Origin of the sequence: Streptomyces sp. NPDC001914, assembly GCF_042891215.1 — a bacterium.
Classification (GTDB): domain Bacteria; phylum Actinomycetota; class Actinomycetes; order Streptomycetales; family Streptomycetaceae; genus Streptomyces.
On record NZ_JBIASW010000026.1, the window covers coordinates 49,515 to 72,793 of the forward strand.

The 23,279-nt window shown below is 72.0% G+C and carries 25 protein-coding genes and 1 pseudogene; 12 read left to right on the forward strand and 14 right to left on the reverse strand.

All coding sequences use genetic code 11. From position 1 onward, the window contains the following. The 3 genes from ACFYYF_RS39230 (at nucleotide 1) to ACFYYF_RS39240 (ending at nucleotide 1,568) form a co-directional block, all read left to right on the forward strand. Nucleotides 1-474 (forward strand): roadblock/LC7 domain-containing protein, encoded by a 474-nt coding sequence (locus tag ACFYYF_RS39230; RefSeq protein ID WP_388783753.1) that lies wholly within the window; start codon nucleotides 1-3, stop codon nucleotides 472-474. 73 nt (nucleotides 475-547) lie between these two features. Then, a complete protein-coding gene (locus tag ACFYYF_RS39235) occupies nucleotides 548-979 on the forward strand; it encodes a DUF742 domain-containing protein (protein WP_361692326.1) in 432 nt (143 codons plus the stop codon). After that, a complete protein-coding gene (locus ACFYYF_RS39240) occupies nucleotides 930-1,568 on the forward strand; it encodes an ATP/GTP-binding protein (protein WP_388783709.1) in 639 nt (212 codons plus the stop codon). Before ACFYYF_RS39235 ends, ACFYYF_RS39240 begins: the two co-directional genes overlap by 50 nt. A gap of 111 nt (nucleotides 1,569-1,679) precedes the next feature. Here the strand turns inward: ACFYYF_RS39240 and ACFYYF_RS39245 are convergent, their stop codons facing one another. The 4 genes from ACFYYF_RS39245 to ACFYYF_RS39260 form a co-directional block, all read right to left on the reverse strand. Further along, the gene (locus ACFYYF_RS39245) at nucleotides 1,680-2,354 is read right to left on the reverse strand and encodes an ABC transporter permease (RefSeq protein ID WP_361692324.1); all 675 of its coding nucleotides are present in this window, start codon (nucleotides 2,352-2,354) and stop codon (nucleotides 1,680-1,682) included. Then, nucleotides 2,351-3,058: an ABC transporter permease gene (locus tag ACFYYF_RS39250; RefSeq protein WP_388783712.1), complete on the reverse strand. Its 708-nt coding sequence runs from the start codon at nucleotides 3,056-3,058 to the stop codon at nucleotides 2,351-2,353. The genes ACFYYF_RS39245 and ACFYYF_RS39250 overlap by 4 nt, the downstream gene beginning before the upstream one ends. Then, a complete protein-coding gene (locus ACFYYF_RS39255) occupies nucleotides 3,055-4,194 on the reverse strand; it encodes an ABC transporter ATP-binding protein (protein WP_388783714.1) in 1,140 nt (379 codons plus the stop codon). Before ACFYYF_RS39255 ends, ACFYYF_RS39250 begins: the two co-directional genes overlap by 4 nt. 175 nt (nucleotides 4,195-4,369) lie before the next feature. Beyond that, nucleotides 4,370-5,176: a CDP-alcohol phosphatidyltransferase family protein gene (locus ACFYYF_RS39260; RefSeq protein WP_388783716.1), complete on the reverse strand. Its 807-nt coding sequence runs from the start codon at nucleotides 5,174-5,176 to the stop codon at nucleotides 4,370-4,372. A 108-nt stretch (nucleotides 5,177-5,284) separates the two neighbouring features. Here ACFYYF_RS39260 and ACFYYF_RS39265 point away from each other — a divergent pair, with 108 nt between their 5' ends. From ACFYYF_RS39265 to ACFYYF_RS39285, 5 genes and pseudogenes are all read left to right on the forward strand, one after another. Further along, nucleotides 5,285-6,265: an FAD-dependent oxidoreductase gene (locus tag ACFYYF_RS39265; protein WP_388783719.1), complete on the forward strand. Its 981-nt coding sequence runs from the start codon at nucleotides 5,285-5,287 to the stop codon at nucleotides 6,263-6,265. A gap of 137 nt (nucleotides 6,266-6,402) precedes the next feature. Continuing rightward, nucleotides 6,403-6,801 (forward strand): 6-carboxytetrahydropterin synthase, encoded by a 399-nt coding sequence (locus ACFYYF_RS39270; protein WP_361692312.1) that lies wholly within the window; start codon nucleotides 6,403-6,405, stop codon nucleotides 6,799-6,801. Continuing rightward, a complete protein-coding gene (locus ACFYYF_RS39275) occupies nucleotides 6,798-8,021 on the forward strand; it encodes a glycosyltransferase family 4 protein (RefSeq protein WP_388783721.1) in 1,224 nt (407 codons plus the stop codon). The genes ACFYYF_RS39270 and ACFYYF_RS39275 overlap by 4 nt, the downstream gene beginning before the upstream one ends. Continuing rightward, nucleotides 8,018-8,953, forward strand: a complete 936-nt coding sequence (locus tag ACFYYF_RS39280) for a class I SAM-dependent methyltransferase (protein WP_388783724.1) — start codon at nucleotides 8,018-8,020, stop codon at nucleotides 8,951-8,953. The genes ACFYYF_RS39275 and ACFYYF_RS39280 overlap by 4 nt, the downstream gene beginning before the upstream one ends. 275 nt (nucleotides 8,954-9,228) lie before the next feature. Beyond that, a pseudogene (locus tag ACFYYF_RS39285) lies at nucleotides 9,229-9,954 on the forward strand (lysylphosphatidylglycerol synthase transmembrane domain-containing protein); the annotation flags it as partial. Between the two features lie 137 nt (nucleotides 9,955-10,091). Here the strand turns inward: ACFYYF_RS39285 and ACFYYF_RS39290 are convergent. After that, nucleotides 10,092-10,853 carry a creatininase family protein gene (locus ACFYYF_RS39290; protein ID WP_361692306.1) on the reverse strand — a complete coding sequence of 254 codons (762 nt, stop codon included), beginning with the start codon at nucleotides 10,851-10,853 and terminating at the stop codon, nucleotides 10,092-10,094. 38 nt (nucleotides 10,854-10,891) lie between these two features. Here ACFYYF_RS39290 and ribA point away from each other — a divergent pair, with 38 nt between their 5' ends. Next, nucleotides 10,892-11,599 (forward strand): GTP cyclohydrolase II, encoded by a 708-nt coding sequence (gene ribA, locus ACFYYF_RS39295; RefSeq protein ID WP_361692303.1) that lies wholly within the window; start codon nucleotides 10,892-10,894, stop codon nucleotides 11,597-11,599. A 260-nt stretch (nucleotides 11,600-11,859) separates the two neighbouring features. Here ribA and ACFYYF_RS39300 read toward each other — a convergent pair whose 3' ends face one another. The 3 genes from ACFYYF_RS39300 to ACFYYF_RS39310 are packed head-to-tail and all read right to left on the reverse strand — an operon-like array spanning nucleotide 11,860 to nucleotide 15,143. After that, entirely contained in the window at nucleotides 11,860-13,086 is a 1,227-nt protein-coding gene (locus ACFYYF_RS39300; RefSeq protein WP_388783728.1) for a serine hydrolase domain-containing protein, read from the reverse strand. 30 nt (nucleotides 13,087-13,116) lie between these two features. After that, nucleotides 13,117-14,565, reverse strand: a complete 1,449-nt coding sequence (locus ACFYYF_RS39305) for an MFS transporter (protein WP_388783730.1) — start codon at nucleotides 14,563-14,565, stop codon at nucleotides 13,117-13,119. Then, a complete protein-coding gene (locus tag ACFYYF_RS39310; protein WP_388783733.1) occupies nucleotides 14,562-15,143 on the reverse strand; it encodes a TetR/AcrR family transcriptional regulator in 582 nt (193 codons plus the stop codon). Before ACFYYF_RS39310 ends, ACFYYF_RS39305 begins: the two co-directional genes overlap by 4 nt. Nucleotides 15,144-15,216: 73 nt before the next feature. Between ACFYYF_RS39310 and ACFYYF_RS39315 the strand changes: the two genes are divergently transcribed. Further along, nucleotides 15,217-15,654: a PPOX class F420-dependent oxidoreductase gene (locus ACFYYF_RS39315; RefSeq protein WP_388783736.1), complete on the forward strand. Its 438-nt coding sequence runs from the start codon at nucleotides 15,217-15,219 to the stop codon at nucleotides 15,652-15,654. Nucleotides 15,655-15,755: 101 nt separating this feature from the next. Here the strand turns inward: ACFYYF_RS39315 and ACFYYF_RS39320 are convergent, their stop codons facing one another. Together ACFYYF_RS39320 and ACFYYF_RS39325 are read right to left on the reverse strand one after the other, a co-directional pair. Then, nucleotides 15,756-17,051: an MFS transporter gene (locus ACFYYF_RS39320; protein ID WP_388783756.1), complete on the reverse strand. Its 1,296-nt coding sequence runs from the start codon at nucleotides 17,049-17,051 to the stop codon at nucleotides 15,756-15,758. Nucleotides 17,052-17,359: 308 nt separating this feature from the next. Then, a complete protein-coding gene (locus ACFYYF_RS39325) occupies nucleotides 17,360-18,025 on the reverse strand; it encodes a TetR family transcriptional regulator (protein WP_388783759.1) in 666 nt (221 codons plus the stop codon). Between the two features lie 221 nt (nucleotides 18,026-18,246). Here ACFYYF_RS39325 and ACFYYF_RS39330 point away from each other — a divergent pair, with 221 nt between their 5' ends. Both ACFYYF_RS39330 and ACFYYF_RS39335 read left to right on the forward strand, forming a co-directional pair. Beyond that, complete coding sequence (locus ACFYYF_RS39330) at nucleotides 18,247-19,122, forward strand: shikimate dehydrogenase (RefSeq protein WP_388783738.1); 876 nt, start codon at nucleotides 18,247-18,249, stop codon at nucleotides 19,120-19,122. Nucleotides 19,123-19,150: 28 nt separating this feature from the next. Beyond that, on the forward strand, nucleotides 19,151-21,043 hold the full coding sequence (locus ACFYYF_RS39335) for a bifunctional sugar phosphate isomerase/epimerase/4-hydroxyphenylpyruvate dioxygenase family protein (protein WP_388783741.1): 1,893 nt from the start codon (nucleotides 19,151-19,153) through the stop codon (nucleotides 21,041-21,043). A 28-nt stretch (nucleotides 21,044-21,071) separates the two neighbouring features. Here ACFYYF_RS39335 and ACFYYF_RS39340 read toward each other — a convergent pair whose 3' ends face one another. The 4 genes from ACFYYF_RS39340 to ACFYYF_RS39355 form a co-directional block, all read right to left on the reverse strand. Next, the gene (locus ACFYYF_RS39340) at nucleotides 21,072-21,527 is read right to left on the reverse strand and encodes a tellurite resistance TerB family protein (protein ID WP_103552570.1); all 456 of its coding nucleotides are present in this window, start codon (nucleotides 21,525-21,527) and stop codon (nucleotides 21,072-21,074) included. Nucleotides 21,528-21,613: 86 nt separating this feature from the next. Beyond that, nucleotides 21,614-22,225 (reverse strand): histidine phosphatase family protein, encoded by a 612-nt coding sequence (locus tag ACFYYF_RS39345; protein ID WP_361692281.1) that lies wholly within the window; start codon nucleotides 22,223-22,225, stop codon nucleotides 21,614-21,616. Nucleotides 22,226-22,234: 9 nt separating this feature from the next. Next, on the reverse strand, nucleotides 22,235-23,113 hold the full coding sequence (gnd, locus tag ACFYYF_RS39350; RefSeq protein ID WP_388783744.1) for a phosphogluconate dehydrogenase (NAD(+)-dependent, decarboxylating): 879 nt from the start codon (nucleotides 23,111-23,113) through the stop codon (nucleotides 22,235-22,237). Between the two features lie 10 nt (nucleotides 23,114-23,123). After that, nucleotides 23,124-23,279 (reverse strand): hypothetical protein (locus tag ACFYYF_RS39355; RefSeq protein WP_388783761.1); only part of this gene is annotated, 156 nt, incomplete at its 5' end.

Here is a 23,279-nt window from a genome sequence, read left to right on the forward strand (position 1 = left end):
ATGTGGACAGGCGGACCCGAGTCCCGGACAGCGGAACCCGCGGCGGACGTGAAGACGGCCGCCGCCGACTTCAACTGGCTGCTCAACCGATTCGCGACCGAGACGGCCGGGGTCGTCGACGTGATCGGTGTCTCCTCCGACGGACTGCTCATCGCGGTCTCCCAACTGCGCGGCCAGGCCGACTCCGAGCGGCTCGCGGCGATCGTCTCCGGCATCACCAGCCTCGCCATGGGGGCCTCCGGCAACTACGGCCTCGGCAGCCTCAACAAGGTCATCATCGACCTGGAGGAAGGGCACGTGCTGGTGTCCTCGCTCGGCGCCGGAGCGGTGCTCGGAGTGGTCACCTCGAAGGAGGCGAAGCTCGGCAACATCGCCTACGAGATGACCCTGTTCGCCAACCGGGCCGGTGCGGTGCTCAGTCCGCAACTGGTGATGGAGCTGAAGAGAACCGTGGGCATCGCACCGGCCGGCTGACCACGGGCGGACCGATGTCCGGCGGCGCGTCACATGACCGGTGACGCGTGTCGAGTTGAAGGGGGAGGACGTGATGACGTCCGGCGAGCCACTGGCCGACGACGACGCCGAACGGGGCGGGGAACGCCCCGCCTCGGTCGTCCGGCCGTTCCTGCTGACCGCGGGACGGATCGCAGGCGGCGACAGTCTCGTACCGCCGATCCCGATCGAGACCCAGGTGGTGGCCACGCATGTGGGGCTGGCGGCACTGGACCGTTTCGTCTTCGACCAGCACCGCGACATCATCACGGTCTGCCGCGAGCCGCAGTCGCTCGCGGAGATCGCGGCGAGACTGAGGATGCATTTGAACGTGGTCCGGGTTCTCGCCGATGATCTGCGCGCCGACGGGCAACTGGTCCTGTACGCGCCGCAGGCCCGTTCCAACCGCGATGTCACTGTTCTGCGAAGGGTGATCGATGGTCTCAGAGCTGTCCCCGACTCCCGGGGCGCGATCCGTGAGGGATGACGACGAGCGTCCCCGGCCGCCGCTGCCGGTGAAGATGGTGATCGCGGGCGGCTTCGGCGTGGGCAAGACCACGACGGTGGGGGCCATTTCGGAGATCGAGCCGCTGACGACCGAGGCGTCCATCACCTCGGTCGCGGCCGGTGTCGACGACCTCACCCACACCCCGGAGAAGGTGACGACGACGGTCGCCATGGACTTCGGCTGCGTCACCCTGGACCCGACGCTGAAGCTCTACCTGTTCGGAACCCCCGGCCAGGAGCGGTTCGGGTTCATGTGGGACGACCTCGTCGAGGGCGCGCTCGGCGGGCTCGTCATCGTCGACACCCGGCGGCTCGACGACTGCTACGCGGCCGTGGACTACTTCGAGCACCGCGAGATCCCCTTCGCGGTGGCCGTCAACGCCTTCGACGGCAAGGTCGAACACGATCTGGACGACGTACGGTGGGCGCTCGACGTCGCCGACCACGTGCCGCTGACCGTGTTCGACGCCCGCGACCGGGGGTCCGTGCGGGACGCGCTGCTCGTCGTCCTCGAACACGCACTCGCCAGGGCCGAGGGCGGGGCGCACGCCCCACGGGAGCGTTCCTGAGGGACGCCACCCGCCCGCGAGCCCGGCCCGCGCGGGGACCGGAACGGGGACGGATACGGATAGGGGGAGGGGGACAGCCCTGGGGCTGTCCCCCTCCCCCTATCCGTCCTGCTACGAGGTCCGGCGTCTGCTGACTCCGGGAGAGACCGCCACCCGGCTCGCGCCCCAGAAGAGCACGAGGACGAACAGCGCGAGAACGGCGGTGACGGCGGCTCCGCCGGCCACCTTCTCGTAGTTGTGCTGGTACATGCCGTCCACGATGTACCGGCCGACCCCGCCGAGGGAGACGTACGCCGCGATCGTGGCCGTGGAGACGATCTGGACCGTCGCCGAGCGCAGCCCGCTGAGGATCAGCGGCAGTGCCGCGGGCACCTCGACCTGGAACAGGATCCGCGATTCCGGCATGCCCATGCCGCGGGCGGCGTCGACGGGGGACGGGTCCACGGTGCGGACCGCCTCGTAGGTGGTGACGAGGACCGGCGGGATCGCCAGCACCACGAGCGGGATCATCACCGGCACGATGCCGAGGCCCAGCCAGATGAACATCAGCACCAGGAGCCCGAAGGTCGGCAGCGCCCGGGCCCCCGCGGACAGGAAGGCCAGCGCGTTGCCGCCGCGCCCCGTGTGCCCGGTGACCAGCCCGATCGGCAGACCGATGGCCGACGCGATCGCGAGGGCCCCGGCCGTGTACTGGACGTGCTCCCACACGCGTTGCGGGATGCCGTCGTAACCGTGCCAGTGGGAGCCGTCGCTGAAGAAGGCCTGCATGAAGTGCAGTACGTTCACGAGGCGCCCTCCGGGACGCGGGCGGCGTCCGCGGTCGTGACCGCGGAGCGCCCGGTGGCGCGGCCGGACGGAGGCTGCCAGGGAGTGAGCAGCCGCCGCAGCAGGACCAGCAGGGCGTCGATCACGATCGCGAGAACGGCCAGGGTGACCACGGCCGTCACGGCGAGCCGGGGGAGGCTGTACAACTGCGCGTACGTCAGCAGGTTTCCGAAGGCGCCCTGGTTGCCGATCAGCGCGCCGACGCTCACCAGGCTGATGCTGGAGGCGACGGCCACCCGCAGTCCGGCCATGATCGCCGGTACGGCGATGGGCAGTTGGACCTGGAAGTAGCGGCGCGCGGGCCCGATGCCCATGGCCGAGGCGGCGGCGTTAGTCTCCTCGGGGACCGACCGGACCCCGTCGACGACCGCCGGGACGAGCACGACCAGGCTGTACAGACACAACGGGATCATCACGGTGAGTTGACTCAGCCCGGTGTAGTCGATGAGCACCACGAAGAAGGCGATCGAGGGGATCGCGTAGAGGACCGTCGAGGTCCACAGCACCGGCGCGTAGAGCCAGTCGAAGTGGACGCAGAGCAGTCCGATCGGCAGGGAGAGCAGCAGGCCGGCCAGCACGGGCAGGAGCGCCTCCTCCATGTGGAGGGCGATCAGGCCGCCGTAGCCGTGCTGGATGGCGCTCGGCATGTCGAAGTACCCGTTCATCGCGCGGCCTTCGCCGTCGGCGCCGCCGGCGGGGAGTCCGCCGCCCGTCGCCGCCGGGCCGACCGGATCGCCGCGGCGATGGTCTCCTGTCCGGCGACCCCGAGGACCTTCCCCGAGCCGTCGAGGGCGACAGCCCGGCCGGTCGGCGACAGCACGGCCCGGTCCAGGGCGACCCGCAGCGAGTCGCGGCCGGCCTCGAAGCCCGGGCCGTACGGTTCGAGGTCCCCGATGTCCCCGCCCCAGCTTCCGGGGTCGGCCCAGCCGAGCGGCCTGCGGTCGGCGTCGGTGACCAGCACGGGCGTCCCTTCGGGTCCGCGTGCGGCGATCTCCCGCCAGTCGGAGCCGACGGGGAAGACCCGGGAGCGGTCGAGTTCGAGATCGTCGGTGCTCAGGAACGACAGACCGCGGATGCCCCGGTCGGAGCCGAGGAACTGCTCGACGAACGGATCGGCCGGCGCCGAGAGGATCTCGTCGGGGGAGGCGAACTGGGCGAGCCTGCCGCCGGTGCGCAGCACCGCGATGCGGTCGCCGATGGTGATCGCCTCGTCCATGTCGTGGGTGACGAACACGATGGCCTTGCCCAGTTCGCTCTGGATGCGCAGCAACTCCTCCTGCAGGCCCCGGCGTACGACCGGGTCGACCGCGGAGAACGGCTCGTCCATGAGCAGGATCGGCGGGTCGGCCGCCAACGCGCGGGCGACGCCGACCCGTTGCTGCTGGCCTCCGGAGAGCTGGTACGGGTAGCGGCGGGCCATGGCCGGGTCGAGGCCGACCCGTTCCATCAGTTCCGTCGCGCGTTCCCGCGCGCGCTGCTTGGACCAGCCCAGCAGCCGGGGCACAGTGGCGATGTTGTCGACGACGGTCCGGTGCTGGAACAGGCCGGCGTTCTGGATGACGTAACCCATCGAACGGCGCAGGGTGTTGACCGGGCGGCTGCGGATGTCCTCGCCGTCGACGCGGATCGTGCCGCTGCTCGGCTCGATCATGCGGTTGATCATGCGGAGCGTGGTGGTCTTGCCGCAGCCCGAAGGTCCGACGAGAACGGTGATGGAGTGGTTCGGTATCTGGAGGGACAGGCGATCGACGGCCACCGTGCCGTCGGCGTATCGCTTGCTGACATCTTCGATGGCTATCAAGCGTCGAGAACCCTTCGGGAACGGACTTGCCCGCGCGTGGCGCGATCACGTGCACGAGGGTGCGTAGTCTAGTCAGACGATGTTCGTTCCCGGTCATGACAGATCGTGAATGTCGTGCGTCCGTACGCCTTTTCCGGGTTTCCGAGATACCCGACGAACCCGTGTGGTTCGGTGATCAGCCCTCGGCACCCATGCGGGCCGGGCCGGCGGTGACCAGTTCCCGCGGGCGCCCGGTCTCCAGGGGCCGGCCGGTCCGCTCCGCGGGCCCGCGGCCGCCCTGCCGCCACAGCCACGCGATGTCGCGGCCGAACGACCACACGAGCAGCGCGAGCGCCGTCAGCACGGCGGCCATCTCCGCTGCGTACGGCAGGAGTCCGGAGCCCGCGACCAGCAGGATGACGCCCTGCAGGGCCGCCACCGTCTTGCGCGCCATGCTCGGCGGCAGCTCGCCGTTCAGCCACGGCAGCACCCGGGCGGCGGCGACGAACGCGTACCGCATCGTCCCGATCAGCAGTACCCACGGGCCGAGCGACATCCCGACGTACACGCTCAGCACGAGGATCAGGAACGCGTCCACCTCCATGTCGAAGCGGGCGCCCAGGGCCGAGGACGTGCCGGTCCGCCGGGCCACCTTGCCGTCGACACCGTCGAGGATCAGCGCGACCGCCGTCAGACCGACGAGCAGGCTCACCGGCGGCGAGCTCTCGAAGGAGTCCGCGACCAGAGCGGTGACACCGCCGACCAGGATCGCGCGGCCGAGCGTCACCCGGTTGGCCGGTCCGAAGGAGCGGGGCTGTGTGCGCCGCAGCGCACGGGTGAGTACAGCCCAGGTGGCGAAGGCGAACACCAGGCCGGTCAGCCAGCCCGCGGGCCCCATCCCGATCGCCGTGCCCAGCAGGGCCAGCACCAGGAGCTGCACGCCGGCTCCCACCATGGTCTCCTGCTGGGGAAGCCTTGCGCCGTACATGTTGTTCAGGGCCACCGCAGATCCTCCGGCCGAATGACAGATTCGATCAACGCCGCGTACCGTGTGCGCGACTTGTCACCGCTCCGTACGTGAAGATCTGCGGAACCGTTCAGAGGGACGCTCATGGAACTCACAGCTCGCGCCTTCTGGCTCGCATCTCCGGGCCACGGCGAGATCCGTGACATCACCCTGAACGAGCCCGCGGAGGACGAGGTACTCGTCCGTACGCTCTACTCAGGAGTCAGCAGGGGCACCGAGACCCTCGTGTTCCGCGGGGGAGTCCCGGAGAATCAGCACGCCTCGATGCGCGCGCCGTTCCAGGACGGGGATTTCCCCGCACCCGTGAAATACGGCTATCTGAGTGTCGGCCGGGTGGAGCAGGGACCCGAGCGGCTGCTCGGGCGGACGGTGTTCTGTCTCTACCCGCATCAGACGCGGTACGTCGTCCCGGTGAGCGCCGTGACCGTCGTACCCGAGTCGGTGCCCGCCTCCCGCGCCATCCTCGCCGGCACCGTCGAGACCGCGGTGAACGCCCTGTGGGACGCCGCCCCGCTCATCGGCGACCGGATCGCCGTGGTCGGCGGCGGCATGGTCGGCTGCTCGGTCGCCGCGCTGCTCGCCCGCTTCCCCGGCGTACGCGTCCAGCTCGTCGACGCCGACCCGGCACGCGGCGCCGTCGCCCGGGCCCTCGGCGTCGACTTCGCGCTCCCCGAGGAGGCCGAGGGCGAACGCGACCTCGTCGTGCACGCCAGCGCCACCGAGGCCGGACTCGACCGCTCCCTTCGCCTGCTCGCCCACGAGGGAACCGTCATCGAGCTGAGCTGGTACGGAGACCGCCGGATCGCCCTGCCGCTCGGCGAGGCCTTCCACTCCCGCCGGCTGACCCTGCGCAGCAGCCAGGTGGGCTCCGTGTCCCCCTCGGCCCGGGCCGACCGGACGTACGCGGACCGGCTCGCGCTCGCTCTCGACCTGCTCGCCGAACCGGCCTTCGACGCCCTGATCACGGGCGAGTGTTCCTTCGGCGAACTCCCCGACGTGATGGGGAAACTGGCCTCCGGATCGATACCCGCCCTGTGCCACCGAGTGGCCTACGACGAGGTTTGAGCCGACGAGAACCGGCCTGACCTCCGCGGACTCCGAGAAAAGGCCGACACGCGGCTGAACAAGGTGAACGGGGCAGCCGTATTACACGACGTGATCCCGGCAGGGGATCAGACGCACCGCACCTGGAGGGTCGTCCGTTGTTCAGCATCACCGTCCGCGATCACCTGATGATCGCCCACAGCTTCCGCGGCGAGGTCTTCGGACCCGCACAGCGCCTCCACGGGGCGACGTTCCTGGTGGACGCCACCTTCCGTCGCCCCGAGCTGGACGACGACAACATCGTCGTCGACATCGGACTGGCCACGCAGGAGCTCGGCGCCGTCGTCAGCGAGTTGAACTACCGCAATCTCGACAGCGAGCCGGACTTCAAGGACACCAACACCTCGACCGAGTTCCTGGCGAAGGTCATCGCCGACCGGCTCGCCGACCGCGTGCACGCCGGAGCCCTGGGCGCGGGCGCCCACGGTCTCACCGGCCTCACCGTCACCCTCCACGAATCGCACATCGCCTGGGCGAGTTACGAGCGTGACCTGTGACCGACGTGACCCTCGACAAGGCGTCCCCGCTGTCCGGCCGCGCCGTGCGGGCCCCCGGACCCGGCGCCCTGAACTACGTGCCCGTGCAGAACGCGGCTCTCCAGAACGCCGAGATCATCCCCATGTCCCTGCGCACCGTGCACTTCGTCATGCCGGGCGGCGTCGACGACCCGGCCACGCCGAGCGGCGGCAACGCCTACGACCGCCGCCTCTGCCTCGACCTGCCCGGCTTCGGCTGGCACGTCCAGCGGCACATCGTCGCGGGCGAGTGGCCCCGCCCCACCGCGGCCGCCCGTACGGAACTCGCCAGGACGCTGGCCGACCTGCCCGACGGCACGGTCGTCCTCCTCGACGGGATCGTCGCCTGCGGAGTCCCCGAGATCGTCGCCCCCGAGGCCGACCGGCTGCGTCTCGTCGTCCTCGTCCACCTGCCGCTCGGCGACGAGACGGGACTCGACCCCGCCGTGGCCGCCGAGCTGGACGCCCTGGAACGTACGACCCTGCGGGCCGTGTCGGCCGTCGTGGCCACCAGCGAATGGGCCGTCCGCCGGCTCGTCGCCCACCACGGCCTCGCCCCCGACCGGGTGCACGCCGCCGCGCCCGGCGCCGACATCGCGCCGCTCGCCTCCGGCACCGACGGTGTCTCGCGGCTGCTGTGCGTCGCCGCGGTCACCCCGCGCAAGGGCCAGCACCGGCTCATCGAAGCCCTCGCCACCGTCACCGACCTGCCCTGGAGCTGCGTCTGCGTCGGCGGGCTCACCCAGGACCCGGCCTACGTCGACCACCTGCGCACCCTGATCGCGCAGCACGGCCTCGGCGACCGGCTGCACCTCGCCGGACCCCGGGCCGGCGCCGAACTCGACGCCAGCTACGCCTCGGCCGACCTCATGGTCCTCACCTCGTACGCCGAGACCTACGGCATGGCCGTCACCGAGGCCCTGGCCCGCGGCATCCCCGTGCTCGCCACGGACGTCGGCGGAGTGCCCGAGGCCGTCGGACGCGCCCCCGACGGCGGAGTGCCCGGCATCCTCGTGCCCCCGGAGGACCCGGCGGCCCTCGCCGCCGAGCTGCGCGGCTGGTTCGGCGAGGCCGACGTACGCCGCCGGCTGAAGGCCGCCGCCCGCGGGCGGCGCGCCGCGCTGGACGGCTGGGCGACCACCGCGCGCAGCCTGGCCGGAGTGCTCGGCCGGCTGCCCCAGGAACCCCGGAGGGTGGCATGAGCACCGCGACCACGCCGGCGAGCGGGCCGGACTCCGGCATCCCCGAGCAGAAGGTGAGGACGGGCGTGCCCGGTCAGCGAGTCGGGGACCCGAACGCCGAAGAGGTGCGTTACGCGCCCCAGTGGCTCCAGCTGCGCGAGCCCGCCGACGCCGCCGCACGGGCGGCCGACCTGCTCGACCCGCTGCGCATCCGGCTGGCCAACCGGCCGGTCCGCGGCGGCGGCCTGGCCATCCACGACCTCGGCTGCGGTACCGGCTCGATGGGCCGCTGGCTCGCGCCCCGGCTCGACGGGGCCCAGCACTGGATCCTGCACGACCGCGACCCGTACCTGCTGCACTTCGCCACGGTCGGGGCGCCCAGGGCGGCGGCCGACGGCAGCCACGTCGAGGTCACCACCCAGCGCGGTGACATCGGACGGCTCACGGCGGACGCCCTGGCCGGCGCCTCCCTGGTGACCGCGTCGGCACTGCTCGACGTGCTCACCGCCGAGGAGATCGACCGTCTCGCGGCCGCCTGCGCCGGAGCGGGCGTGCCCGCCCTGCTGACGCTGTCCGTGGCCGGCCGCGTCGAGCTGACCCCCGCCGACCCGCTGGACGCCGAGATCACCGAGGCGTTCAACGCCCACCAGCGGCGCGGCGACCTGCTCGGCCCGGACGCCGTCACCGCCACCTGCGACGCGTTCGCCCGCCACGGCGCGACCGTACGGGTGCACCCGAGCCCCTGGCGGCTCGGCCGCGACGAGGCCGCCCTCACCGCGGAGTGGCTGCGCGGCTGGGTCGGCGCGGCGGTCGAGGAGCGCCCCGAGCTGGCGGAACGGGCCGAGGCCTACCTGGAGTCCCGGCTGGCGGCGTGCGCCGCGGGCGAGCTGCGCGTGGTCGTCCACCACAGCGACGTGCTGGCCCTGCCCCACCCGACCGGGGGTGCGGCGTGAGCGCGGGCCTGGAGACACTGGGACCCGCCGCGCCGGTGGCCGCGGCCCCGGAGCCCGACGGCCCGCACCTGAACATCCCCGCGGAGTCCGGCGCCCCGTCGGTGCCGGGCCCCGCGGGCGCCGGGTCCGTCCCGGCCGGCGAGGCCGGGAGCCCGACGGCCGTCGCGGCCTCCCCGGCCCGGAGGATCTGGGGCCCCGTGCGCAAGCACGGCGGCACCGCCGCCGGCGTCCTCATCCTCGGTGTGCTGCTCTGGCGGCTGGGTACCGGGGTGTTCGTGGACGGGCTGCGGAAGATCGACGCGACCACCCTGACGGCGGCCGTCGTCATCGGGCTGCTCACCACGGTGTTCAGCGCCTGGCGCTGGTGCCTGGTCGCGCGTGAGCTGCGCATCGAACTCCCGCTGGGCGCGGCCGTCGCGGACTACTACCGCGCGCTGTTCCTGAACGCCGCGCTGCCCGGCGGGGTCCTCGGCGACGTGCACCGGGCCGTACGGCACGGGCAGAGCGCCGGTGACATCGGCCGGGGTGTGCGCGCGGTGGTGCTCGAACGTACGGCCGGACAGGCCGTGCTGGTGGCCGTCGGCGCGGTGGTGCTGCTCACCCAGCCGTCACCGGTGCTCGCGCAGGCCCGCGAGGCCGCGCTGATCCTCGCGCTCGTCGCGGCGGGCGGCGCGGTGGCCCTCGTCGTCGTCCGGGGACGCCGGACCGCTTCCGGCACCGCACGCCAGGGAGCGTTCCGCGGCGCGCTCGTCGAGGCCCGGGGCGCCCTGCTGGCCCGGCGCAGCTGGCCCGGCGTGACGCTCTCGTCGGTCCTGGTGCTCGCCGGCCACCTGGCCATGTTCGTGCTCGCCGCCCGGGCCGCCGGATCCACCGCCTCGATCGCCCGGCTGACGCCGCTGGCCCTGCTGGCCCTGCTGGCCATGGGACTGCCGCTGAACGTCGGCGGCTGGGGTCCCCGCGAGGGCGCCACCGCCTGGGCGTTCGGCGCCGCCGGGCTCGGCGCCGGCATGGGCCTGACCGTCGCGGTGATCTACGGAGTGCTCAGCTTCGCGGCGGCCCTGCCCGGCGCCGCGGTCCTGGTCGTCCGGTGGGGTGCCGAACTCCGGCGCCCCCGCGAGGAGAGCGCGGGAGGGCCCGGTCAGTGCGGCGACTCGGACGTCACCAGCGAGAAATACGCTCCGAAGGCCTCGGCCAGTCCGGCGAGGAGTTCCTTCCCCTTCTCGGCGGCGGCCATCGAGGGACGGCCGATGACCCCGGACTCGGTATAGCCCGCCATGCCGAGAGTGAGCAGATGCCGACGGTCGTCGGCCACGAAATCGGAGGCCTCATAACCGTCTTTGACGCATTCCGGATGGGCATGCAGGAGAATGGACGTCTCGATTTCTCCCGCGTGCATATCGGTGAGCAACGACGTCTGCACGCCGGCCCGTTCACACGCGCCTTCCCAGTCCTCCGCGGCCGGGAAAAGCGCCATGCGTGTACCGGTGCCCGCGGATTCCTGGACCACATTGCCCAGGACGTAATTGCCGCCGTGCCCGTTGACCACGACCAGTGTGTCGACACCCGATCGCCGCAACGAGGCGGCGATGTCACGGACGACGGCGTACAGCGTGACGGAGGAAATGCTGACGGTGCCCGGCCAGTCCGCGTGCTCGTGCGAGCAGGAGATCGTCACCGGAGGAAGAAGATGCACCGGATAGGCGGCCGCGATCTCCCGGGCGATGGCGCACGCCACCAGTGTGTCGGTCGTCAGGGGCAGGTACGCGCCGTGCTGTTCGAGGCTGCCGACGGGAAGGACGGCGACCTGGCGGGCGACACCGGCCCCCCGCTCGCGGACATCCTCCGTGGTGTCCAGTGACAGCACTCCGGACTCCATCACGCGTGTTCCCGAACTACTCATCTTTCACGGCCCTTTCGACTCTGCTTAGGAACCAGATCATGACAGATAACTTTGGCGTACTCGGCGGGAATGCCCACCTCACAGGTGTCGAACGAGTCGTGATTGCCCCGCTGCCCACCGTGTACGGCGATTTCCACGCGGTCGGATACCTCGACCACGACCGCGGCGAGGAACAAGTCGTCCTCGTGTACGGCGACTTGGACACCCTCGGAAAGGGGGACGTCCTGACCCGGCTGCATTCCGAATGCCTCACCGGCGACTCCTTCGGATCGCAGCACTGCGAGTGCGGCCCCCAGCTGACCGCCTCGCTGCAGGCCATCGCCGCAGAGGGCCGCGGCGTCCTGGTCTACCTGCGCGGCCACGAGGGCCGGGGCATCGGCCTGCTCGCCAAGCTCAAGGCGATGAAGCTGCAGGCTGAGGGGCTCGACACCGTCGAGGCGAACGTCGCCCAGGGCCTGCCGGTGGACGCCCGCGACTACCGGGTGGGGGCGGAGATGCTGCACGACCTCGGCGTACGGTCCGTACGGCTGCTGTCGAACAACCCGCGCAAGCGTGAGTCGCTGCTGCGCCACGGCATCAAGGTGGCCGAGCAGGTGCCGCTCCTCATACCGCCGTGCGAGGACAACCTCACCTACCTGCTGACCAAGCGGGAACGCCTCGACCACTACCTGCCCCACCTGGACGGCGAGGAGTGGGCGAAGGCCATCTTCGCCGGCGAGGCGAAGACGGTCGCCACGGAGGAATGACGCGGGCGGCGGGACGCGGGCGGCGGGACGGAAGCGGGACGTCGACCGAAGAGGGATCACGGCCGAGGGGCGACCGGTCCTGGGGCGAGCCGTACGGCGGCCCCGGACCGGACCCGTACGGCCGCCGCGGACCGGACCCGTACGGCCGCCGCGGACCGGACCCGTACAGCCGCCCCGGACCCGTACCGTCGCCGCGCGTCCGGGGGCACCCGAAGAGGCCGGGCGGGCACGTCTCGTGGCGGCCGGGGACCCGGCGCCGCTCAGGCGCGTACGGCCTCGTGCACCAGCCGCTTGAGCTCGGGGAAGACCGAGTGCGAGCCCTTCGGGCGCAGTTGGCTCAGGAACTGCACGGTCAGGTCACGCCGCGGGTCGACCCAGAAGGTCGTGGTGGCCACCCCGCTCCAGCCGAACGCGCCCTCGCTGGACGGTGCCCGGGTGGCGGCCGGGTCCACCACGACCGAGACGCCCAGACCGAAACCGAGACCCGCGTTGCCGGGTTCCTGGTGGACCGGGCTGCCGAAGGCGCGCCGGTCGGCGTTGCCCGGCAGGTGGTTGGCCGCCATCAGGTCCACGGTCCCGGGGCGCAGCAGACGGGTTCCGTCGAGTTCGCCGCGGCGCCGGAGCATCTCCATGAAGCGGTGGTAGTCGCGGGCGGTGGCCACCATCCCCCCGCTGCCGGACAGGAAGCGGGGCCGGCCGCGCAGCGGGAGACCGGCGATCGGGACGAGCTCCCCGTCCTCGTCCTGTCCGTACAACTCGGCCAGTCTTCCCGCCTGTTCGTCCGTGACCTGGAAACCGGCGTCCGTCATCGCGAGCGGCCCGAGGACACGCTGCCGGAGGAAGACGTCGAGGTCCTGGCCGGACACCACCTCGATGACACGGCCGAGGACGTTGGTGGCGACCGAGTAGTTCCACCGGGTGCCCGGCTCGAACTGGAGCGGCAGCCGCGCGTACACCTCGCAGGTTCCGGCCAGATCGGCGCCCGGTGCCACGGAGGACTCCACACCGGCGTCGCGGTAGAGCCCGTCGACGGGATGCGCGTGGTAGAAGCCGAAGGTCAGGCCCGCCGTGTGCGTCAGCAAGTGGCGGATCAGGATGGGTTGTTCGGCCGGCCGGGTCGTCGTGTCCGGCCCCGATCCGCCGACGTACACCCGGGGTTCGGAGAAGGCCGGAAGGAAGTCGGCCACCGGGTCGTCGAGTCCGAGACGGCCCTCCTCGACCAGCATGAGCGCGGCGACCGAGGTGACCGGCTTGGTCATGGAGTAGATCCTCCACACGGTGTCGCTCTCCACCGGGAGTCCCGCGGCACGGTCGCGCCGGCCGTACGTGGTGAGGTGGGCGACCTGCCCGTGCCGGGAGACGGCGACCAGGAAGCCGGGGAGCCGGCCGTCGTCGACCAGGGCCGCGAAGTGCCGGTCGAGCCGGTCCAGTGCCCCGGGGTCGAGGCCGACGGATCCCGGCTCGACTTCCTGTCGCAGATCTCCCATGGTTCTCCTCCGGAGCGCGGCTCGTGTCCCTCATCGTCCCAAACGGGCAGGTGACGCGTCGGCCGGGCCCGGCTCGGCGACGCGTCCGGGGTCCTTGTGCCCCGGAAGCCGCAGCGCGAGCAGGGTTCCCGTCGCGGAGAACGCCGCGAGCACGGCGAGGGGAGGGCCGACGGCGGCGTCGCGCGTCATCGCCATCAGCGTGGCCGCCACCGCGATCCCGAGGACGGGGCCGATGTTCATCGCGGTCTGCTTCAGCCCGCCCACCACACCGGCCGAGGACGGGGACGCGTGCCCTACGACGACGGTCGTCGCGGTCACCATCGTCATGGCGAAACCGGTGCCCAGGAGCAGGAAACCGCAGGCGACGGGCAGGGCCGTCGACGTCCTGTCCGACCCGGCCAGGACCAGGACACCGAGGGTGAGGGCGAGCGACGCGGCCGTGGCGGTCCGCCGCGGTCCGAGCCGGCGCAGCAGGACGGCGCCGACGGGAGCGCCGAGCACCATCATCACGCCGCCGGGCAGCGCCCACAGGCTGGTCTCCAGGGGGTCGAGACCCAGGGTCCGCTGCAGGAACCAGCTCGCGGTGAACAGCGTGCCGAGCATGGCGGCGGACGCGGTCACCAGGATGCCGAGCGCCGCGCCGATGGTCGCCGAGCCGAGCACCTCGGAGGGCACCAGCGGGCTCGGGGCGCGGCGTTCCCGGCGTACGAACGCGACGCCGGAGGCGGCGACCACGACCGCGCCGGCCGCGGTCGCCGTCGTCCAACCGGTGTCGGGCACGGCGGCCAGCGTGTGCACCAGGGCCACGAGGGCGACCGAGAGCAGACAGGTTCCCGGCACGTCGAGGCCGTCGGCCACCGCGGGGCGTGCGATCGGGGTGCCCGGGTCGGACGGCGCCCGGACGGCGAGCGCCGCCGCGCCCATCAGCAGCGCGGGGATCACGTTGAGGAAGAAGACGGACCGCCAGCCGAAATGGCCGACCAGCACGCCTCCGAGCAAAGGCCCCGCGGCCGCGGCGAGACCGATGGCGCTCGTCCGCAGCGCCACGGGCGTCCCGAGCCGGTCGGGCGGGTACGCGGCGCGCAGCATGCCGAGCGTGGCCGGCTGCAGCAGTGCGCCGAAGACACCCTGCGCGACCCGCAGCGCGATCACCCAGCCGATCCCGGGCGCGAGACCGATGCCCGCGGACGCCGCCCCGAAGCCCAGGATGCCGAGGGCGAAGATCCGGCGGTGCCCGTACCGGTCGCCGAGGCGTCCCGCGAACACCAGCAGACCCGCCACCGCGATGAGGTACCCGGTGCTGGTCCACTGGACCTGCGCGAACGAGGCGTCCAGGTCGCTCTGGAGCGTGGGCTGCGCGACGGTGAGGACGGTGCCGTCGAGGGCGACGATCACGGCACCCACGACGCTGCTCGCGAGGGTGATCCGGCGGTGCGCCGCCCCTGGAGCGGCCCGGCGCGCGACCGCGGGGGCCGTCATCGTTCCTCCGGTCCGAGGTGCGCGTCGAGTGCCGCGATCAGCAGCGGGGTGTGGTCGTCGGCGTCCGTGGCGAGCTGCAGGCTTCCCCAGCCCCAGAGTTGGGCGATGCCGTGCAGGTTGGCCCACAGCGCGCCGGCGAGGATCCGGGCGTCGGCCTCGGGGCGCACCCGGCCGACGAGCTCCACCAGCGTCCCGAACAGCGGAAGACTGGTCTCGCGGAGCCCCGACCGGCCGCTTTCCAGCAGGTCGTGACGGAACATCAGCTCGTACATGCCGCGCTGGGACAGTGCGAAGTCCAGGTACACCCCCGCGAGGGCGGTGAGCCGGGCGCGCGGGTCGGAGCCCGTGCCGGAGTCCGCCTTCGCCGCGCGGTCCTGGAGGTCGGCGAAGCCGCGGCGCGCGATGGCGGACAGCAGTTCCAGATGGGTCGGGAACCAGCGGCGCGGGGCGCCGTGCGAGACCCCGGCCCGGCGGGCGATCTCCCGCAGCGTCAGCGCCTGCGCGCCCTCCGCCGTCACGAGTTCGACTCCGGCGTCGATCAGCCGCGCCCTCAGGCCGGTGGTTTCCGTCTCGTCCATAGACAGTGTCTACCAGTCGCGAGTAGACACTGTCTACGGGATGACGTCACGCATCGGCAGCGTTGGTGCGGATATGACCGATGAAGAGACCCAGGACGCACTGCTGAAGCTGCTCTCCGAGTACCAGGGCGGAGTGCTCGTCACCCTCAAGAAGGACGGGCGGCCCCAGCTCTCCAACGTCAGCCACAAGTACTACCCGGACGAACGGATCATCCGGGTGTCGCTCACCGACGACCGCGCCAAGACCCGCAACCTGCGCCGCGACCCGCGGGCCTCGTACCACGTGACCAGCGCGGACCGGTGGGCCTACACGGTCGCCGAGGGCACGGCGGAGCTGACGCCCGTCGCCGGGGACCCGCACGACGAGACCGTGGAGGAGCTGATCCGCGTCTACCGCGACGTCCTCGGCGAACACCCCGACTGGGACGACTACCGCGCGGCGATGGTCCGCGACCGCCGGCTGGTGCTGCGGCTGCACGTGGAGCGGGCGTACGGGATTCCCGCGCGCTGACGCCGTTCTCCGGCCGGCCGGGAGTCCGCGGTCCGGGCATGCCCGAGTCCCCGAGCGGTCCTGCGCGTCGGGGACTTGGGCGGTCCGGGCCGGATAAGCGGTCAGGCGGTCACGGTCTCGCGGCTCACCGGGTCGCCGGCGCCCGGGTCGCCGAGCCGCTCGGTCGGGACCTTGTGCGTCTCCCGGGCGGTGAGCGCGGCCAGCACCGGCGGCACGCACAGGGCCGCCGTGAACAGTGCGACCGAGGACCAGTCGTCGCCGTCGGGACCGGCGATCTGCGCGGCGAAGGTGACGGCGAACCCGGCCACCGCGAAGCCGATCTGGGTGCCGATCGCCGTGCCGGAGAGCCGGACGCGCGTGGAGAACATCTCCCCGTAGAAGGAGGGCCACACACCGTTCGCGGCGCTGTAGACGACACCGAAGGCGAGGATGCCGAAGAGCAGCACCAGGGGGTAGGAGCCGGTGGAGATGGCCCACAGGTAGACGAACATCGCGGCCGCGCTGCCCGCGGCGCCGATCAGGTAGACGGGGCGGCGGCCGATGCGGTCGGAGAGCGTGGCCCAGGCGGGAATCGCGCCGAGGGCGACCAGGTTCGCCAGCGCGCCGACCCACAGCATCTGCGTCCGGGACAGGCCGACCGCGTCGCTCGTGCCGTAGGCCAGCGCCCACACCGTGAAGATCGTGCTGACCGAGGCGATGAGCGCTCCCGCGACCACCCGCAGCACGTCCGCCCAGTGCTCGCGGATCAGGACGACCAGGGGCAGTCCGGCGACTCCCTCGCTCTCGGCCTGCCGGGTGAAGGCCGGGGTCTCCTGGAGGGTGCGGCGGATGACGTAGCCGACCACGGCGACGAGCACGCTCGCCCAGAAGGGCACGCGCCAGCCCCAGGAGAGCAACTGGTCCTCGGGCATCGTGGCGACCGCCAGGAAGACCAGGGTCGCGATGAGCTGACCGCCCTGGGTCCCGCTGAGGGTGAAGCTGGTGAAGAAGCCGCGCCGGCCCGGCGGCGCGTGCTCCAGCGTCATCGAGTTGGCGCCCGCCTGTTCGCCGGCCGCGGAGATGCCCTGCAGGACACGGCACAGGACCAGCAGGACCGGGGCGATGCCGCCGACCTGGGCGCGGGTCGGCAGGCAGCCGATCAGGAACGTCGACAGTCCCATGAGGATCAGCGTGAAGACCATGATCTTCTTGCGGCCGAGCCGGTCGCCGAAGTGGCCGAGGAAGAGCGCGCCGACCGGGCGGGCCGCGTAGGCGACGCCGAACGTGGCGAGCGACAGGAGGGTCGCGGTGGCCGGGTCGGACTCGTCGAAGAAGACCTTCGGGAAGATCAGGGCCGCGGCGCTGCCGTAGATGAAGAAGTCGTAGTACTCCAGGGCGCTGCCGATCCAGGCGGCCATGGCCGCCTTCCTGGGCTGGCCGGGCGGCGCGTCGAGCGGGACGGCGGGGTCGGACACGGCGTGCTCCTTCGGGAAACTCCGGGGACGGGAGTGCGGCGGGCCCGGGATCGGTGCCGGGACCCCGGGGCAGGAGGCCGCGGCGCCACCGCCGTACCGGAGGGAATCCGGAACGGACGGGCGACTCGGCTGCGGCGGCTCCTGGCTTCGCTGCTAATTAACCCACTGGATAGTTAGTAGCGGATGGCTACGGATGGTGCGCCCACGTCACCGGGGTGTCAAGAGGTCGCGCGGAAGGATGTTCTCCCGGCTCAGTCCGCCGTGCGGTCCGCGGTCAGAAAGGCGATGACCATGTCCCCGAGCATCGCGCGGTAGTGCTCCCGCTGGTCGGGGGCGGTCAGGTCGCGGCCGAACAGGGCGCCGAACGTATGGCGGTTGGAGACGCGGAAGAAGCAGAACGCGCTGATCATCGCGTGCAGGTCCACGGCGTCGACGTCCGCGGTGAACAGGCCCGACTTCCTCCCGGTCGCCAGGATCCGGCCGATCACGTCGAGTGCCGGTGAGCCGATCCTGCCCAGCGCCTCGGAGTCCGCGATGTGTTCGGCCTCGTGGATGTTCTCGATGCTCACCAGGCGGATGAAGTCGGGGTGCGCCTCGTGGTGGTCGAAGGTCAGCTCGGCGAGCCGGCGGATGGCCGCGACGGGGTCCAGATGCTCGACGTCCAGATCCTGTTCGGCCTGCCGGATCACCGAGTACGCGCGCTCCAGGACCGCCGTGAAGAGCTGCTCCTTGCCGCCGAAGTAGTAGTAGATCATCCGCTTGGTGGTGCTGGTGCGGGCGGCGATCTCGTCGACCCGGGCCCCCGCGAAACCGGCGCGGGAGAATTCCTGGGTCGCCACGTCGAGAATCTCGGCCCTGGTGCGTGCGGCGTCGCGGATGCGCCCGCCGGGTCGTGCCGGTTCTTCGACGCTGGTCATCGGGTTCCTTCGGGCGAGGCGGTCGGTGTCCGCGATTCTAGAAGCAGGGCGCGCCGGCGCGAGATCGCCCGGGCTGCCTCCGGTGCCCTTCGTCATGGCGGCTCTTCCCTTCGGACGGACGGCTTGATATGACTAACGAACCAGTTCGTACATTAGCGGCGGCCGACCGGAACCTGTCGGCCGCCGAGCCGCCACCGACCCCACGCCTCCGGAGGCCCGCCGTGTCCCAGACCTCGTACCTCGTCGGCCTCATCGGCTCCGGGATCGGTCCCTCGCTCAGCCCGGCCCTGCATCAGCGGGAGGGAGACCGGCAGGGGCTGCGCTGTCTGTACCGGCTGATCGACATCGACACCCTCGGCGTCCCGCCGGAGGCCGTGGGTGAACTCGTACGGGCCGCACGCGACCTCGGCTTCGACGGGCTGAACATCACCCACCCCTGCAAGCAGCTGGTGATCCCGCACCTCGACGGGCTCGCGCCCCAGGCCGCCGCACTCGGCGCGGTCAACACCGTCGTCTTCCGGGACGGCCGCGCGACCGGGCACAACACGGACGTCACCGGCTTCGCGGCCTCCTTCGCGCGCGGACTGCCCGACGTCCCCCTGGAGCGGGTCGTCCAGCTCGGCGCGGGCGGCGCGGGGGCGGCGGTCGCCCACGCCGTCCTCACCCTGGGCGCGGGACACGTCACCGTCGTCGACGCGATGCCCGACCGCGCCGCCTCCCTCGGCGCGGCGCTGAACGGCCACTTCGGAGAGGGCCGGGCGGCCGCGGCGACGCCGGACGCGCTCGCGTCCCTGCTCTCCGGCGCCGACGGCGTCGTGCACGCGACGCCCACCGGCATGGCCGCGCACCCCGGACTCCCCTTCCCGGCCGCGCTGTTGCGACCGGAGCTGTGGGTGGCCGAGGTGGTCTACCGGCCACTGGAGACCGAACTGCTGCGCACCGCCCGCGCGCTCGGCTGCCAGACGCTCGACGGCGGAGGCATGGCCGCCTTCCAGGCCGCGGACGCCTTCCGGCTCTTCACGGGACGCGAGCCCGACACGGCACGGATGCTCGCGGACATCGCCGAGCTGGCCGGCGCCGCGGGTGCCCGGAACTGATCCGAAGCGAGACCCGAGGAGCGTCGTCATGCGTACGTCCATCGCCACCGTGTCCCTCGGCGGCTCCCTGACCGAGAAGCTCACCGCCGCGGCCCGCGCGGGCTTCGACGGAGTGGAGATCTTCGAGAACGACCTGCTCGCGAGCCCCCTCACCCCCGAGGAGATCCGGGCCCGCACCGCCGATCTCGGCCTTCGCATCGACCTCTACCAGCCGATGCGCGACATCGAGGCCGTCCCGGAGGAGGAGTTCGCGCGCAATCTGCGGCGGGCCCGCCACAAGTTCGAGCTCATGCGCCGCCTCGGTGCCGACACCGTGCTGGTGTGCTCCAGCGTCTCCCCGCACGCCGTGGACGACGACGCCCTCGCCGCCGAGCACCTGCGCCGACTGGCCGTCCTCGCCGAGGACTTCGGCATCAGGGTGGCGTACGAGGCGCTCGCCTGGGGCCGGCACGTCAGCACGTACGACCACGCGTGGCGCATCGTCGAGGCGGCCGGCCATCCCGCCCTCGGCACCTGCCTGGACAGCTTCCACATCCTCGCGCGCGGATCCGACCCCAAGGGGATCGAGGACATCCCCGGGGACAGGATCTTCTTCCTGCAACTGGCCGACGCCCCGCCGATGGCGATGGACGTGCTCCAGTGGAGCCGTCACCACCGCTGCTTCCCCGGCCAGGGCGGCTTCGACCTTCCCGGACTGCTCGCGCACGTCCTGCGCGCCGGCTATCGCGGACCGCTGTCCCTCGAAGTCTTCAACGACGTCTTCCGGCAGGCCGACTCCGGTCCGACCGCCGTCGACGCCCGCCGCTCCCTCCTCGTCCTCCAGGAGACCGTGCGGCCCCTGCTGGACGAGGCGGCCGGGCTCGCGGCACCGCCCCCGCCCGTCGTGCCGACCGGTGTCGCGTTCGCCGAACTCGTCACCCCCGACGTCGTGCCCGTCGCCGGGCTGCTCGGCGCCCTCGGTTTCACCCGCACGTCCCGGCACCGCAGCAAGCCCGTCGACCTCTGGGAACAGGGCGAGGCCCGCATCCTCGTCAACACCGGACCGGCCGCCCGGCAGGGCGGCACCGCGCTCGCCGCGATCGGCCTGGAGTCGCCCGACCCCGCCGCCGCGGCCCGGCGCGCCGAATCCCTGCTCGCTCCCGTCCTGCCGCGCCGCCGCGCCCTTCAGGACGCGCCCCTCGACGCGGTCGCCGCGCCCGACGGCACCGAACTCTTCTTCTGCGCCGCTCCGCCGGCCTCGGCGCCACCGGAGGGTGAAGGAGCCCCGGGCCGACCCGGACTCCCTCTCTGGACCGACGACTTCGAGCGGCCGGACCAGCAGGAACAGGACCTCCCGGACGGAGCCGCCGAACGGAGGCCGGCCCGCGGGCGTGTGACCCGGATCGACCATCTGGCGCTCACCCAGCCCTGGCACCAGTTCGAGGAGGCCGCCCTGTTCCATCGTGCCGTCCTCGGGCTGAGCGGCCGGGAGAGCGTCGACGTCGCCGACCCGTACGGACTGCACCGCAGCCGCGCGGTCACCAGTGCCGACGGGAGCGTACGCATCGCGCTGGGCGTCGGCCCCGCGCCCATGGACGACGGCGCCCGCGCGCAGCACATCGCCCTCGCGACCGACGACGTGACCGGGGCCGCGCGGCGCTTTCGCGCGGCGGGCGGCCGGCTCCTGGCGATACCCGCCAACTACTACGACGACCTGGCCGCGCGGTACGGACTCGGCGCGGAGGAACTGGCCACGTACCGCGAGCTCGGCATCCTCTACGACCGTGACGCGGAGGGGGAGTTCCGGCACTGCTACACGCACACCGTCGGCCGGGTCTTCTTCGAACTCGTGCAGCGCGACGGCGGATACCGCGGATACGGAGCGCAGAACGCCCCGGTCCGCCTCGCCGCGCAGCGCGCGCAGGGGCGACCGGGGCGCTGACGGCCCTCGGCCTGTCGGCCGGGACGTCCTACAGGTCGAACTCGTGCGGCGGCAGGTCGAGCGTGAAGCACGCCTCGCGCACGACGGCCTGTTCGGTCTTGTCGAAGTCGCCGTCTGCGCCGCCGATGACGATGCCGATCTGGATGACGGCGCGTGCCTCGGCGGGCTTCTTCTTCGCCTTGGCGATCTCCTGGAGAACGCTGACCTTGCCGAAGGCGAAGTCGGCCGTCAGCTTGTTCAGGTTGTCGTCGAAACGGCGCTGGAGGTCCATGGCGTCGAAGTTCTGCAGGACCTCGTTCGTCGCGATCAGCTGGGCCACGCGCTGCCGCTCGGACGGGTCGATCGTGCCGTCCGCGGCCGCGACCAGGGCGCACATGGCCATGCTCGCGTCGCGGAAGGCACCGCTCTTGAGATCGTTCTTCTTCGCCACGAGCTGGGTCTGCATCGTCGACGCGGACTCCTTGATGCGGTCCCACAGGGCCATGAGAACTCCATATGTGGTCAAGAGCCCGGTCCGCCCGGACGGGCGGACCGGAGTGCTCCTCGGTTTTTACGGCAGCAGTGTGGAAACTAGCCGACCGTGACGGAAGTTCCCGGTTGATTCCACGCGGCGATCACGGGATCGCCATGCTCGGTGGAGAGCCGGCTGACGGTTCCGGTCGAGAGCTGGAACAGCCGCCCCGACTCGGGCGGCAGGCCCAGCCGACGGGCCGTGAGCACCCGCAGGAAGTGCGCGTGCGCCACCAGCACCACGTCACCGGGCCGGTCGCAGAGCGCGGCGTCCACCCGGGAGAGCACGCGGTCGGCGCGCACACCCACTTCGCGCGGTGATTCGCCGGGGTGGCCGTCCGGGCCGGGCGGCACCCCGTCGTCCCACAGCACCCAGTCGGGCCGGGCCCGGTGGATGGCGCGGGTGGTGATCCCCTCGTAGCCGCCGTAGTCCCACTCGTGCAGATCGGGATCGATCCGCGAGCCGGACAGCCCCGCGAGCTCGGCCGTCCGGACCGCGCGGCCCAGGGGACTGGTGAGGACCTGGGCGAAGGAGCGCCCGGCGAAGAACGGCGCGAGGGACTTGGCCTGTTCCTCGCCGTGCCCGGTGAGCGGAAGGTCGGTCCAGCTGGTGTGCTGTCCCGTCAGCGTCCACTCGGTCTCTCCGTGGCGGACCAGGATGAGATCGCCCATGGTCCGTGCCTACTTCGCCGACTCGACGGCGTGACCGCCGAACTGGTTGCGCAGTGCCGCGATCATCTTCATCTGCGGCGAGTCGTCCTGCCGCGAGGCGAAGCGGGCGAAGAGCGACGCGGTGATGGCGGGCAGCGGAACGGCGTTGTCGATGGCCGCCTCGACGGTCCACCGGCCCTCGCCGGAGTCCTCCGCGTAACCGCGCAGCTTGTCCAGGTGCTCGTCGTCGTCCAGGGCGTTGACCGCGAGGTCGAGCAGCCAGGAGCGGATGACCGTGCCCTCCTGCCAGGACCGGAACACCTCGCGCACGTCGGTGACCGAGTCGACCTTCTCCAGGAGCTCCCAGCCCTCGGCGTACGCCTGCATCATGGCGTACTCGATGCCGTTGTGGACCATCTTGGAGAAGTGGCCCGCGCCCACCTTGCCGGCGTGCACGAAGCCGAAGTCGCCCTCCGGCTTCAGCGCGTCGAAGACGGGCCGCACCTTCTCGATGTTCTCGGCGTCGCCGCCGACCATGAGCGCGTAGCCGTTCTCCAGGCCCCACACACCGCCCGAGACACCGGCGTCGACGAAGCCGATGCCCTTGGCCGCCAGCTCCTGCGCGTGCTTCTCGTCGTCCGTCCAGCGGGAGTTGCCGCCGTCCACGACCGTGTCGCCGGCCTCCAGCAGGTCACCGAGTTCGTCGATGACGGTCTGGGTGGCGGCGCCGGCCGGCACCATCACCCAGACCACACGCGGGCCTTCGAGGCTGCTCACGAGTTCGGCGAGGCTGTGCACGTCGGCGAGGTCCGGATTGCGGTCGTAGCCGACGACGGTGTGGCCGGCGCGGCGTATCCGCTCGCGCATGTTGCCGCCCATCTTGCCGAGACCGATGAGTCCGAGCTGCATTGTCAGTTCTCTACTTTCGGAGGTTGCGGTAAGCGGCCACGAGAGCGGCCGTGGAGGGATCGAGACCGGGGACGTCCGTGCCCTCGGTCAGGGCGGGTTCGACGCGCTTGGCGAGGACCTTGCCGAGTTCGACGCCCCACTGGTCGAAGGAGTCGATGTTCCAGAC